Genomic DNA, 13,042 nt, shown 5'->3' on the forward strand with positions numbered 1-13,042 from the left:
ACCCGTTGGTCACCGCGCCACTCCCCCACCCGCCCCAGCCGCGAGCGTTCATTCCCGCCGCACGCACCACCCGCACTCGGCCGAGGCCGGGACCGCCACCACGGATCCCGGCCCTCGGCGTTCGGGCGTCACTGCCACGTGTAGCGGTGGCCGGCGACAGCCCTGAACGTGGTCTCACCGTCCTTCAGCAGCCCGCTGCGCACCGTCAGCCGCTGGGTGCGGGTCGCGGTGAGCGCGATGCGCGTGGGCTTCCCGTCGGTCCAGTCGATGTCGACGACCGCGCCGCCACGAGCGCGCAGACCGCGGACCGAGCCGCTCGGCCAGGCGGAGGGCAGGGCGGGGAGGATCTCGATCACGCCGTGCTGGCTCTGCAGGAGCATCTCCACGACTCCGGACGTGGCGCCGAAGTTGCCGTCGATCTGGAAGGGCGGGTGTGTGTCGAAGAGATTGGGCAGCGTCGACGACCTGAGCTGTTCACCGAGCATCTTGTGCGCGTGGTCGCCGTCGTGCAGCCGGGCCCAGAAGTTGATCTTCCAGGCCTTGGACCAGCCGGTGCCGCCGTCGCCGCGGGCGGTCAGGGAGACCTTCGCGGCCTCCGCCCAGCGGCTGTCGGGTTCGATCTGCCGTCCGGGATGCAGGGCGAACAGGTGCGACACGTGCCGGTGGTCGTCGGCCGGGTCGTCCAGGTCCTCCTTCCACTCCTGCAACTGGCCCCAGGAGCCGATGCGCAGGCCCGGGTCGAGGTGGGCCAGGGCCTGTTCGACCCGCTGGCGGAAGTCGCGCGAGTCGCCGAGGACGCGGGCGGCCTCCAGGGTGTTGGTGAACAGGTCGTGCACGATCTGCTGCGACATGGCCGCGCCGGCCGTGAAGTCGCCGTGCTCGGGCGAGTAGCTGGGGGTGACGACGAGCCTGCCGTCGCGCGGGTCGGTGCGCAGGTTGTCCAGCCAGAACTCGGCGGCCTCCTTCATCACCGGGTAGGCCGTGGTGCGCAGGTAGTCGGTGGAACCGCCGAACCGGTAGTGCTCGTACAGCTGCTGGGTGAGCCAGGCCGCGGCCTCCGGGAACCAGAAGGCGGTGGCCCAGTCGTGGACACCGGTGAAGCCGTACGGGTTGGTCTCGTTGTGCACGACCCAGCCGCGTGAGCCGAACATCTGCCGTGCCGTGTGCCGCCCGGGGGCGCGCAGGGCCTGGACGAAGCGGTCGTAGGGGACAGTCGTCTCGGGGAGGTTGGCGGCCTCGGCGAGCCAGTAGTTCATCTGGAGGTTGATGTTGACGTGGTAGTCGGCCGACCAGGGTGGCGAGGTGCTGTGGTTCCAGACGCCCTGGAGGTTGGCGGGCAGCGAACCGGCCCGTGAGGAGGCGATGAGCAGGTAGCGGCCGTACTGGAAGAACAGGGCTTCCAGGGCGCGGTCCGCGGCGCTCGTTCCGCCCGTGTACGAGGCGAGCAGCCGGTCGGTGGGGACCTCCGCCGGGGCCGACTGGCCGATGTCGAGGGTGACGCGGGCGAACAGGGTGCGGTGGTCGGCGATGTGCCGGGCCCGCAGGGAGTCGTATCCGCGGCTGCTCGCCCGGTCGACGGCGCGGGTGACGGCCGGGTGCGGGTCCGCGCCCCGGTAGTCGGGGTGGGTGTCGGCGTAGTCCGTGCCCGCGGCCAGCACGAACCAGGCGCTGTCGGCTCCGGTGACGGTGATCGTGCCGTCGGCGCCGGACGTCACGGCCCCGCCGTCACTGCGGACCTGGACCTGCGCTTCGAAGCGCAGCCCGTTGTCCTTCAGCGCGCCGCGTACGGTCAGACGTCCGCCGGTCGCGGTGGTGGTGAAGTCGCCACGCGGGGAGGTGTAGCGCAGGGTGAAGGTGATGCCGGCGGGCCGGTCGGCGCCGATCCGGCCCACGATCACCCCGTCCGGGAAGGAGGCGAAGAACTCTCTTCGGTGTCGGGTCTGTCGGTGGGTGTAGGCGACCGACGCGACACCGGTGTCGAGAGCCAGCTCCCGGCGGTACGCCTCAGGAGTGGGCGTGCCCGGGAAGTCCAGGTACAGGTCGCCGAACGTCTGATACGCGCCGAAGCCGACGCGCGGCTGTCCCAGCCGGCCGGCGACGTCCTCCGGGGCGAGCCGTCGCCGGGTGTCGAGGTCGTCCTGCACGGCGTCGATGGCCGTGGGGCGGGGCTCACGCCAGTCGCCGTGGTCGTAGCCCTGGACCGAACCCGGGCCGCCGGTCCACAGCGTCTTCTCGTTGAACTGGACGCGCTCGGAGGCGATCGAGCCGAACACCATGGCCCCGAGCGCGCCGTTGCCGACGGGCAGTGCCTGGCGTTCCCAGTCGTCGGCCGGCGCCGTGTACCAGAGCACCAGAGGAGCTCTCGATACATCGGATGCTTGTCCAGAGGCAGCTTGAGCGGTACCGGTCGGCAAACCACCCACGGCAAGTCCACCTGCTCCAACTGCCGCGGCTTTGAGGGTGGTTCTGCGTGAGAGGTCCTGCGACTCATGAGACATGCCGAGGACCATAGAGGTCCGATGAATCGGATGACAAGGCTCATGACAAGGGTGCAGTGCGGCACCAACTTTCGCCGAAATCAGGTGTGTTCATGCCCAACAGGGGCACTTGGGGCAGCGGACCGGTACCGGACCCGGACCGGTCACCCCCCACCTGAGAGGAGCTGGTCCGATGGGCAGGGCAGGCAACGGCAGGAAGGTCTGTGCGTTAGGCGTCGCCGGCGTCCTGGCGGGAACGGTACTGGTCGGCTGCGGCGACGGTGCACGGGATTCCGCGGCCGGGGGAAGCACCCGGGAGGACGGCACCCGGGCGGTGCGCTCGGCCTACGACAGGACGGCCGAGGAGGACACCGCGAAGGTGAGGCTGCAGGTGCGGACCTCGGCCCAGGGCGCCTCGGAGACCGCGAACGGACAGGGCGCCGTGGATCTGGACGACGGCGACAGCGTCATGACCCTCACGGTACAGGGGCAGCGGATCGAGCAGCGCGTGGTCGATCAGGTGCTGTACCAGAAGATGCCGAACGGGCAGGCTCCGGGCGGCAAGCCCTGGATCAGGATCGACTTGGGGAAGATCTCCGCAGAGCAGGGCGCGGGCGACCGGTCCATGAGCGATCCGGCGCAGTCCGCGGCGTACGCGAAAGCGATCACCGACAAAGATGTGACCAAGAAGGGCACGGCCGCGATCGACGGCGTCGAGACCACACACTACGGCGTCTCCGTCGACGTCGCGAAGTTGCCGGGCGGGGACGCGCTGCGCCGGCAGGTCGGCCCGACCCTCCCGATGGACGTGTGGCTCGACGAGGAGGGCCGCATGCGCCGTCAGCAGATCGACATGACGCTCAAGGCCGCGCCGGGGTCGACGGAACGGTCCTCCACCGACTCCTCGTCCTCGCCGCAACGGGTCACGGTGCGCACGGTCATGGACTTCACCGACTTCGGCACCGAGGTGGAGGCGGACGCGCCCCCGGCCGGACAGGTCACCGACATGACCGGCAAGGCCCTGGAACAGGGCAAGCGTCGGAGCTGACCCCGGCTCACCTCACAGCACGGCCACGGAGCCGCCGTACGAGGTCCTCCGCGGCCGCCGGCCAGTCGGGGCGGCCGAAGGTGAAGCCCGCGTCCAGGAGGCGGCCGGGGACGACGCGGCGGCTCTTCAGCAGCAGTTCGGTGTCCGAGCGCAGGACGAAGGCGCCGGCCTCGGCCATCCAGCGTGTCGCGGGCAGGCCCACCGGGACACCCCACGCGGTCCGCAGGGCGCGCATGAAGTCGCGGTGCGGCAGGGGCCCGGGAGCGGCGAGATTGACCGGCCCCGTGATGTCGTCCCGGGCGACGAGGAACTCAACCGCCCGGACGAAGTCCTGGTCGTGGATCCACGACACGTACTGCGCGCCGCCGGCGACAGGGCCGCCGAGGCCCAGCCGGGCTAGCCGCAGCAGGACGTCGAAGACACCGCCGCGGTCCGGGCTCATCACCATGGCGGCGCGCAGAGCCACCTTCCGGGTGTGCGGGGTGCCGGCCGTCTCCTGCTCCCGCTCCCAGGCCCTGGCGATGTCGACGCTGTAGGACCAGTAGCCGGGGACGTCGGGTTCGGTGCCGCCGATCACGCCGGTGGCCTCGTCGTTGGGCGCGTCGTAGCGGTGGGCGTAGACGGTCGCGGTGCTCATCTGGAGCCAGACCCGGGGCGGCTCGGCGGCTGCGGCGATCGCCTCGCCCACGACCCGGGCGGAGTGGACCCGCGAGTCCATCATCTCCCGGAGGTTGGCGGGGGTGTAGCGGCAGTTCACGCTCCGGCCGGCCAGGTTGACCACGACGTCGCTGCCGTCGATCTCCCCCGCCCACGGTCCCAGGGTCGCACCGTCCCAGTGCACCTCGTCCCGCCGTCGTGGGTGCCTGCTGATCACCACGACGTCATGTCCGGCCGCGCTCAGCGCGCGCTTGAGGACTGTGCCGACCTGCCCGGTCCCGCCGGGTATCACGATCTTCATGCCACTCCCCCTCGACGTGTGGGAGTGACCCTAGCCCATATTTGAACGCGTTCAAAACCCTGATGGCGTGGGACTCGGCCTGCGCGGATGTGCCATCGGGCAAGATGGGGCACATGAGCGTAGTCAAGATCAATGTGCTGACCGTGCCCGCCGAGCAGCGGGAGACGCTGGAGAAGCGGTTCGCCTCCCGCGCGCACACCGTGGAGAGCTCCGACGGGTTCGAGTGGTTCGAGCTCCTCCGCCCCGTGGAGGGCACCGACACCTACCTCGTCTACACCCGGTGGCGTGACGAGGCGTCGTTCCAGGCCTGGATGGAAGGACCGATGAAGGCCGCGCACCAGGGCGGCGGCGAGGGAGGCGAGCGTCCCAAGCCCGCGGCGAGCGACTCGACGCTCTGGTCGTTCGAGGTCGTGCAGCAGGCGGCCCCCAAGGGCGCCTCCTGATCCGAAGGGAAACGCCCTAACCGTCGCCCTTCTCGGCCGCGAGGACGAGGATCGCGATCTGTACGCGGTTCTCCAGTCCGAGCCTGGTCAGGATGCGGTTGACGGTGCTCTTCACGCCGGCTTCGGTGAGGCCGAGCGACCCGGCGATCCGCGCGTTCGGGAGTCCGCGGGCGACCAGTTCCGCGACATCCCGTTCGCGCCGGGTGAGCACGTCGAGCGGGTCGCCCAGGCCGCCGGACACCAGTGGCGGCGGCAGGTCGGAGAACGCCCGGATCAGTCGCCGCGTGACGGTCGGCGCGAGCATCGCCTCGCCCGCCGCGACGACTCCGATCGCCTCGACCAGCAGCTCCGGCGTGGTGTTCTTCAGCAGGAACCCGCTGGCCCCGGCGCGCAGCGCGGCGTGCACGTACTCGTCCAGGTCGAACGTCGTCAGCACCAGCACGCGCGGACGGGGCCCCGGGTGCGGCCAGCCCTGGAGGATCCGCGCGGTCGCCTCCACCCCGGTCATGCCGGGCATCCGTACGTCCATCAGCACCACGTCCGGGCACAGCTCGTACGCCGCCTCGACGGCCCGTGCGCCGTCCGCCGCCTCCCCGACCACCTCGACGTCCGTACGCCGCAGCATCGCCCGTAGCGCCGTTCTGACCAGCTCCTGGTCGTCCACGGTCAGCACCCGCACCGGAGGTGTCACCGGCCGTCCTCCGGCCGGAACGTGGCCACGACCCGCCAGCCGCCGTCCGGGACCGGTTCCGCGCGGAGCGTGCCGCCGAACAGCGCGGCGCGCTCGCGCATGCCGATCAGCCCGAGCCCGGAGCCGGGCATCGGGCGGCGGTCAGCGGCGGGTGCGTCGTTCTCCACCGTGACGGTCAACCGGCCCTCCCGGCAGGCCACTCCGACGCGTACGGGGACGGCACCGGCGTGCTTGCGCACGTTGGACAGCGCCTCCTGTACGACGCGGTACGCCGAGACCTGCACGGCGGGCGGCAGCTCCGCGACCGGCCCGGTCACCGTCAGCGTCACCGGGCAGCCCGCCGCCTCGGACTCCCCGGTCAGCCGTTCCAGATGGCGCAGCGACGGCTGCGGGAGCGGCGCCGCCGCTGCCGGACCCGTGCCCCCGGCCCCCTCGGCGCCACTCTCCGGCGGCGGGTCCGCGAGCAGCTGGACCAGGCCGCGCATCTCGTCCAATGCGGTGTCAGCCGCCTCGCTGATCGCCGCCACCCCCTGGCCGGCGGCACGCGTGTCGTCCGGCAGTACGACGGTGACCGCGTGCGCCTGCAAGGCGATCGCGCTGACGTGGTGGGCCACCAGGTCGTGCAGATCGCGGGCGATCCGGGCGCGTTCGGCGGCCACCGCGCGCCGGGCGCTGACCCGCTGCTCGGCGCGGAGCCGCTCGGCCAGGTCACGCAGGCGCGCGGCGTCCGCGTACAGCCGGCGCCGTGACGCGCCCAGCAGCCATACAGCGGCGGCCATCGCGGCGGCCACCAGGCAGTCGGCGAGGCCGAGCGGTACGGCGGTGTCGGCCGAGGAGAGCACGTTCAGCCGCCCGTCGGCCACCTCCGGGACGAGCAGCACCGTGGTGAGCGCGACGGGGGCGAGGAGGCTGCGCGGCGCGGAAGTGTGTCGTGCCACCGAGTAGCACGCCAGGAACACGGTCTGGGCGTTGTCACCGACGGGGTCGAGCAGTTCACCCGTCACATAGCAGGCCGCCGTGGCGGCCAGCACCAGGCCCGGACGCGAACGCCGCCACACCAACGGCAGGCACGCCCCGACGAGCAGTGCGACGGCGGCGGCGGACGGGCCGACACCGTCGGGCCACGGCTGGTCCAGCCGGAGCAGCACCGCGACGCCCGCCAGGAGGGCGGCGGCGAGCACGTCCGCGGGGCGCCCGGCGAGCCTGCGGCGCAGCGCGACGGCAGAGGCCCGTAAGGAACCGGCCCACGCCCGTACGGAACCGGCCGACACCCGTGAGGAACGGAGCGACGCCCGTGAGGAACGGGGCGGCTCCCCGACGGACCGTACGGCCCCGTCCGTTCCGTGCCGCCACCACGATCCCTCCGTCATGCCCGCTCCAACCCCCGTCCAAGTCCCCGCTCGCCGCGCGGTGTTCGCCCCCGCAGCCCGGCCGTCATCGTAGGACCGGCGCTCCCGGGAGACGCAGGACGCGAAACGAAAGTTGCCCCGCCGGTCCCTCCCGGCGGACGACGCCCGCCCATGGGCCCCGCTCCTAGCGTCGGTGGTGCTTCCGCACACGACGTCGTACCTCTGGAGGATCCCGTGTCACCGAACCCTTCCCGGCGACCCGCCCAGCCGCGCCGCCGCGTCACGCCGGGGGTCGCCGCAGCCCTCGCCCTGGCGGTCGCCGTGCCGCCGGCCGTCACCCACGCCGTCACGGGGACGAGCGGGGACGGTGGTTCCGCCTCCGCCGCCCCGCGGCACACGCAGTTCCAGCGCGAGGCAGACGCCGTGCGCGACACCGGCGCCGTCGGCGTCCAGGCCCGGGTGAGCGGCGGCCGGCACGGCCCCGGCACCGTGACGAGCGGCACCGCCGACCTCCGGACGGGCCGGCCCGTGCCCGACGGCGGCTACTTCCGGATCGCCAGCAACACCAAGACCTTCGTGGCCGCCGTCGTGCTCCAGCTCGTCGGCGAGCGGAAGGTGGCGCTGGAGGACACCGTCGAGAAGTGGCTGCCGGGCGTGGTGCGCGGCAACGGCAACGACGGCCGGAAGATCACCCTCCGCCAGCTGCTCCAGCACACCAGCGGCATCCACGACGACTACCCCGGCATCGACGCCGCGAAGGACTACTACGAGGTCCGCTTCCGCCCGTTCACCCCCGAGCAACTGGTCGAACGGGCGATGCGGCACCACCCGGACTTCCGGCCCGGCAAGGGCTGGGGCTACTCGAACGTCGGCTACGTCCTGCTCGGCATGGTCATCGAGAAAGCCACCGGGCACACCTGGCACGACCAGGTACGGGACCGGCTGCTGAAGCCGCTCGGGCTGCGGCACACGTACTACCCGGGCGAGTCACCCGCCGTACGGAAGCCGCACGCGCGCGGCTACCAGCGGTTCAGCACGAAGCCGAAGCTCGTGGACGTGACCCTGTACGAGGACCCCAACGCGTCCGGCGGCCTCATCGGCACCACGGCCGACCTGAACCGCTTCTTCCGCGACCTCCTCGGCGGCAAGGTCCTGAAGCCCGCGCAGCTCAAGGAGATGAAGCGTACAGTCCCGTTGAACGACGAGTTCCAGGTGCCGTACCCCGGCGCGCGGTACGGGCTCGGGCTGATGAAGAACAGACTGCCGTGCGGCGGCTGGTCCTGGGGCCACGGCGGGGACGAGGTCGGCTACATGAGTCGGAACGCGGTGAGCGACGACGGCCGGGTCGCCGTCACCGCCTCGATGTCCACCGGGTGGGCCACCTCCGTCGAGGACACGCTGCGGCAGCACCGGGCGGGCATGCGGCTGGTCGCGAACGCGTTGTGCCGCAACGGCGGATGAACCGTACGGCGTGACGGCAGGGGTCGGTGAGGCCCCCCCGGGGGGGCGGGCCCGTACTCAGGTGCGCAGGGAGCGCGAGGGCGCGGCGGTACGGCCGACCGCCGCCGCCAGCTTGCGGAGCCGGCGCCAGTCCAGGCGCGGTGGTGCCTCGGGGACCCCGGGACGGTCGCGGGGCACCCGGACGCGCAGGGCCCGGCGGGCGATGCGGCAGTGGACGGGGGCGGGCAGGGTGAGCGCCTCGCCGTCGAGGCCGACCTCCAGGTGCGAGGCGTCGGCCTCGACGACGACGTGCTGGGCGGTGAGCACCGTGAGCCCCTCCGGGCGCGGGGCCAGCAGGAGTTCGGCCGCTTCCACGGCGCTGTCGACACGGACGGCGAGCACGCCCAGCTTCCCTGAGTCGAGCCGCTCGCGCCGGCCGAAGCCGAACGGATCGTCCATGCGGTACGGGTTGTTGCTCACCAGCACGGCCTGCGGGTCGGCGATGGTGGTGCCGTCGGCGCCGGCCGTCAGCCGCGGGCCGCTCTGCCGGGTCAGTAGCTCGGGCAGCCGGTCCAGGGCCGCGCCCACCTTGTCCTCGCGGTAGCCAGGGCTCTGGACGACGGCCCCGTACACACCGAACGACGCGTTGTTGACGAAGGGGCGACCGCCGGCGAAGCCCAGGTCGACGCGGAGTTCGACCCCGTCGGTGAGGGCGTCGAGGCACGTGGACGGATCGTCGCGGTCCAGGCCCAGATCCATGGCGAAGTGGTTGCGCGTGCCGGCCGAGATGACGAGGAACGGCAGGCCGTGTTCCGCCGCGACGGCGGCGACCAGGGCCTGCGTGCCGTCACCGCCCGCGACTCCGAGCAGATCGGCTCCGTCCGCCACGGCGGCCCTGGCCAGGGCGGTGACGTCCTGGTGCTGGTCCGCGTCGAGGAGGACGACCTGGGCGCCCAGCGCCTCGGCCTTCTCCCTGAGGCCGAACCTCTCGACCTTGCCGCCGCCGGAGCGGGGGTTGAGCAGGAGGAAGGGGCGCTTCGGCGGTGGCGTGCGGTACTCCTTGACCCGCACTGGCCGCAGGCCCGTGCTGCGCAGGGCGTAGCGTCCGCTCCAGACCGCGACGCACCACAGCAGCAGGGACGCGAAGACCACCCAGAGCAGATTGGCGGTCGCGAAGAGGGTGATGACGGCGACGGGGGTGACGACGGCCAGGGCGGCCGCCCCCGTGCGGGCCGGTCCCCGGCGGGACAGGACCCACCAGAGCGCGGCCGCGGTCAGGGCGAGTCCCGCGAGGCCGGCCGCGAGCAGCAGCAGTCCCTTCAGACCGCCGGACACGAGGGGCAGCAGCGCCGCCAGCGCGACCGCGGCAAGGGCTCCCCGGGCCGCCCATCTCTGCCGGCGGTGGTACCGCTCGCTCATCGCCGATCCCATGTGGTTCCTCCGCTCGAGGGCGCGGGCGGGCCTTCCGGACCGCGCCCGGCCGTGAAACATGGTGCCCGCCGACGGATCGGCACGGCCACTGCCATCCCTGATGGCTCCCCCGCCGTGGGGCACGTCAGACGTGACGATCTTCCGGGGCGGAGCCATCGGTAGCGTACGCGGCCCCCCGAGCGCGGGTCCGCGCACCGGGGCACATCGGCGACCTCCCACGCCGCCGCGGTCGGCACGGGATCCGCTCCCCCTCTTGACCTGGTGAGTCTTATTACGCAACTCTGCTGCCACAGTTCCTGTCGACGAGGAGGCCGGCACGCGATGGAGTGGACGGGCGCGCGGTACGCGGACGGACCGACGGTCGAGGTGACGACGTGGATCGCCGCCCCGCCGGGGCCGGTGTGGGCGCTGGTGTCGGACGTGACGCGGATGCCCGAGACGAGCGAGGAGCTCCAGTCGGTGCGATGGATCGACGGGGCCACCGGTCCGGCGGTCGGGGCCAGGTTCGTCGGGCGGAACAGGCATGAGGCGTACGGCGAGTGGGAGACGACCTCCACGGTCGTCGCGTGCGAGCCCGGCCGGGTGTTCTCCTGGGCGGTCGGTGATCCGGAGGAGCCCAGCGCCGTCTGGCGGTTCGGCCTCGCGCCCGAGAACGGCGGGACCGAGCTGTCGCAGTGGATGCGGATGGGGCCCGGCCGCTCCGGGCTCTCCCTCGCGATCGACGCCATGCCGGAGAAGGAGCAGAAGATCGTGTTCGTGAGGTTGCGGGAGTTCGAGCGCGGCATGACCGCCACGCTGGAGCGCGTCCGGCAGTGGGCCGAGGCGTGATGCGGACGGCGACGACCGTCGAAGCGGCGGGCCTCGGCCCCTGGTCCCGGCAGGCCGACTTCGTCGTCGAGGCCGAGAAGCTCGGGCTCGACATCTGCTGGGTGGCCGAGGCGTGGGGTTCCGACGCCCCGTCCGCCCTGGGCTTCTACGCGGCCCGGACGGAACGGATGCTGCTCGGTTCCGCGGTCATGCAGGTCGGGACGCGCACGCCGGTGGCTCTCGCCCAGACGGCGATCACCCTGTCCAACCTGTCCGGCGGCCGCTTCGTGCTCGGCCTCGGCCCGTCCGGTCCGCAGGTGATGGAGGGCCTGCACGGGGTGCCGTTCGCCCGTCCCCTGGTGCGCATGCGCGAGACGGTGGAGATCGTGCGGCAGGTGTTCGCGGGCGGCAGGATCTCCTACTCGGGCTCCGAGTTCAGGATTCCGCTGCCCGGCGGGGAGGCGGTGCCGATGCGCCTGTCCATGCGCGCCGAGCACGCCGTGCCCGTCTACCTGGCCGCGCTGTCGCCCGCCATGCTGCGGCTGACCGGCCAGGTCGCGGACGGCTGGCTCGGCACCAGTTTCGTACCGGAGGGCGCGTCGGACGCCTACTTCGCCCCGCTGGACGAGGGGCTGGCCGCCGCCGGACGCGACCGCGCCGGCTTCGACGTCTGCCAGGGCGCCGAGGTCGCGTTCGCCCCGGACGAGGAGGCACTGGGCGCCATGGTCGCGGGCCGGAAGAAGGAACTCGCCTTCAGCCTGGGCGGCATGGGCTCCGCGTCGGCCAACTACTACAACCGGGCCTACAGCCGGCAGGGCTGGGCCGAGGTCGCGGCGGAGGTGCGGGAGCGCTGGCAGGCGGGCGACCGGGACGGTGCGGCCGGTCGGGTCACCGACGAGATGGTGCTGGCCACCACGCTGATCGGCACGGAGGAGATGGTGCGGCGGCGGCTGCGCGTCTGGCGGGACGCCGGAGTGGACACGGTCCGTCTCTACCCGGCCGGGGAGAATCTGGAGGACCGGCTCGACACCCTCGGCAGGGCGATCGAGTTGGTCCGCGAGGTCGGCGACGCGGCCTGAACACGGGGGCGGGTAGGCTCCGTTGCCGATCACCGGGCGGCACGAACAACAGGGGGGCTCCGTGCGGGCCATGGCTACCGTGACGACGACCGCGCTCGCATGCCTGCTGGCGGGTGCCGCACTGACCGGGTGCGGGGCCGGCGGTACCGGCGAGGAGAAGTCCGCCGGCGACATCCTCGACGAGGCCAACGCGACGATGCGGAAGCTGAAGTCGGTCACCGTGGACATCACCAACCGCACGACGAGCGGCGGTTCGGTCACCAACCGCCTCGTGACCGACCTCGACAGCCGGTGCAGATCCAGGACGACGTGGTCCGGCGGCGGCACTCTGGAGCAGATCCGCCTCGGCGAGACCGACTACGTCCGGCCGAACCGGGCGTACTTGCAGAAGTGGAAGAACTATCCGGGCCTCACCGGCGAGCAGAAGCTGTGGGTGAGGACGCCGGTGGACCCGGCCGGCAGGGGCCGCGACGGTCTCGCCTCCTGCGAACGGCCCTTCGACTCCTTCGGCACGGCACGGAAAGGCGGCTCCACCCGCGTCGAGGGCACGAAGGCCGTCGAGCTGATCGTGACCGACAAGGCGGACAAGGCGGGGACGTACACCTTCTACGTCGCGACCGAAGGCAAGCCGTACCTGCTCAGGACGGTCTACAAGAGCGCCGCGCAGCACACCACCACCTCCTTCGGCGACTTCGACGAACCGCTCGACATCCGGGCGCCGAAGGCGGGCGAGGTGCTGAGCGTGCCGGGCGGCGGCTGATCCGGCGGCGCAGGAGAGCGGGCGATCACCGACAGCGCTTTCCGTTGGAATTCGGCAGCAATTGGCCGAGCGGGGCGAATCGGCTCACAAGGGCTTGACGGGGCGGGATGTGCTCGGCCTACTGGAAGGCGCAGCCGGCCGTGTCGGGGGTCTGGTCCGGCGCGGGCCCCTTGGGGGCGAATGGCTCCGTCCTCCCCCGCCGAGACGCAGGTCAGGGGTCTGATGGTGCGGCGACGATGGGCAACGGCGGTGGGCCTCGTGGCATGCCTGCTGTTGCTGCATCTCGTCGTCCCGGGGCTCGCGCAGGGCGGGCGCACGGCTGAGGCAGCGGTCACGGTGGCGGTGGACGCGGTGGAGCCGGGGGCGGTTTCGGGCGCCGCATCCGAAAGCGCCGGGGGCGAAGGGGCCGGGGAGCCCTGTCCTTGCGAGGAGGAGCCGTCGGTCCGGCAGCCGGCGGCACGGACTCAGAGGGCGGCGGGAGCGGGCCGGCCGGGCGCCGTGGTGACCGGCGCGTCCCTGGTGGACCGGGGTGGTACGGACGTCCGAGCGGCGGCAACGG

11 protein-coding genes are annotated in these 13,042 nt (G+C 72.6%); 6 read left to right on the top strand and 5 right to left on the bottom strand.

Translation table 11 applies throughout. The features are described from left to right. Window positions 1–128: 128 nt before the first annotated feature. Window positions 129–2,351: a glycosyl hydrolase family 95 catalytic domain-containing protein gene (locus SCNRRL3882_RS01305; protein WP_010033634.1), complete on the bottom strand. Its 2,223-nt coding sequence runs from the start codon at window positions 2,349–2,351 to the stop codon at window positions 129–131. Between the two features lie 319 nt (window positions 2,352–2,670). Here SCNRRL3882_RS01305 and SCNRRL3882_RS01310 point away from each other — a divergent pair, with 319 nt between their 5' ends. After that, the gene (locus SCNRRL3882_RS01310) at window positions 2,671–3,525 is read left to right on the top strand and encodes a hypothetical protein (protein ID WP_010033632.1); all 855 of its coding nucleotides are present in this window, start codon (window positions 2,671–2,673) and stop codon (window positions 3,523–3,525) included. Between the two features lie 7 nt (window positions 3,526–3,532). Here the strand turns inward: SCNRRL3882_RS01310 and SCNRRL3882_RS01315 are convergent, their stop codons facing one another. Beyond that, the gene (locus tag SCNRRL3882_RS01315) at window positions 3,533–4,483 is read right to left on the bottom strand and encodes a DUF1731 domain-containing protein (RefSeq protein WP_010033629.1); all 951 of its coding nucleotides are present in this window, start codon (window positions 4,481–4,483) and stop codon (window positions 3,533–3,535) included. Between the two features lie 113 nt (window positions 4,484–4,596). Here SCNRRL3882_RS01315 and SCNRRL3882_RS01320 point away from each other — a divergent pair, with 113 nt between their 5' ends. Beyond that, window positions 4,597–4,926 carry an antibiotic biosynthesis monooxygenase family protein gene (locus SCNRRL3882_RS01320; protein ID WP_010033626.1) on the top strand — a complete coding sequence of 110 codons (330 nt, stop codon included), beginning with the start codon at window positions 4,597–4,599 and terminating at the stop codon, window positions 4,924–4,926. A gap of 16 nt (window positions 4,927–4,942) precedes the next feature. Here the strand turns inward: SCNRRL3882_RS01320 and SCNRRL3882_RS01325 are convergent, their stop codons facing one another. Beyond that, window positions 4,943–5,617 carry a response regulator gene (locus SCNRRL3882_RS01325; RefSeq protein ID WP_197709803.1) on the bottom strand — a complete coding sequence of 225 codons (675 nt, stop codon included), beginning with the start codon at window positions 5,615–5,617 and terminating at the stop codon, window positions 4,943–4,945. After that, window positions 5,614–6,987, bottom strand: coding sequence for a sensor histidine kinase (locus SCNRRL3882_RS01330; protein ID WP_078602726.1), 1,374 nt, complete (start codon window positions 6,985–6,987; stop codon window positions 5,614–5,616). Before SCNRRL3882_RS01330 ends, SCNRRL3882_RS01325 begins: the two co-directional genes overlap by 4 nt. Window positions 6,988–7,200: 213 nt before the next feature. On the opposite strand from SCNRRL3882_RS01330, the gene SCNRRL3882_RS01335 reads away from it, so the two are divergent. After that, entirely contained in the window at window positions 7,201–8,427 is a 1,227-nt protein-coding gene (locus SCNRRL3882_RS01335) for a serine hydrolase domain-containing protein (RefSeq protein WP_010033617.1), read from the top strand. Window positions 8,428–8,484: 57 nt separating this feature from the next. Here the strand turns inward: SCNRRL3882_RS01335 and SCNRRL3882_RS01340 are convergent, their stop codons facing one another. Next, complete coding sequence (locus tag SCNRRL3882_RS01340; RefSeq protein WP_010033616.1) at window positions 8,485–9,837, bottom strand: diacylglycerol/lipid kinase family protein; 1,353 nt, start codon at window positions 9,835–9,837, stop codon at window positions 8,485–8,487. Window positions 9,838–10,158: 321 nt separating this feature from the next. Between SCNRRL3882_RS01340 and SCNRRL3882_RS01345 the strand changes: the two genes are divergently transcribed. From SCNRRL3882_RS01345 to SCNRRL3882_RS01355, 3 genes are all read left to right on the top strand, one after another. After that, entirely contained in the window at window positions 10,159–10,665 is a 507-nt protein-coding gene (locus SCNRRL3882_RS01345; protein ID WP_010033614.1) for an SRPBCC family protein, read from the top strand. Next, a complete protein-coding gene (locus tag SCNRRL3882_RS01350; RefSeq protein ID WP_029180740.1) occupies window positions 10,665–11,723 on the top strand; it encodes an LLM class flavin-dependent oxidoreductase in 1,059 nt (352 codons plus the stop codon). The genes SCNRRL3882_RS01345 and SCNRRL3882_RS01350 overlap by 1 nt, the downstream gene beginning before the upstream one ends. 70 nt (window positions 11,724–11,793) lie before the next feature. Then, entirely contained in the window at window positions 11,794–12,483 is a 690-nt protein-coding gene (locus SCNRRL3882_RS01355; RefSeq protein ID WP_010033610.1) for a hypothetical protein, read from the top strand. Window positions 12,484–13,042: the final 559 nt, after the last annotated feature.

Origin of the sequence: Streptomyces chartreusis NRRL 3882 (assembly GCF_900236475.1) — a bacterium.
In the GTDB taxonomy this organism is placed as follows: domain Bacteria; phylum Actinomycetota; class Actinomycetes; order Streptomycetales; family Streptomycetaceae; genus Streptomyces; species Streptomyces chartreusis_D.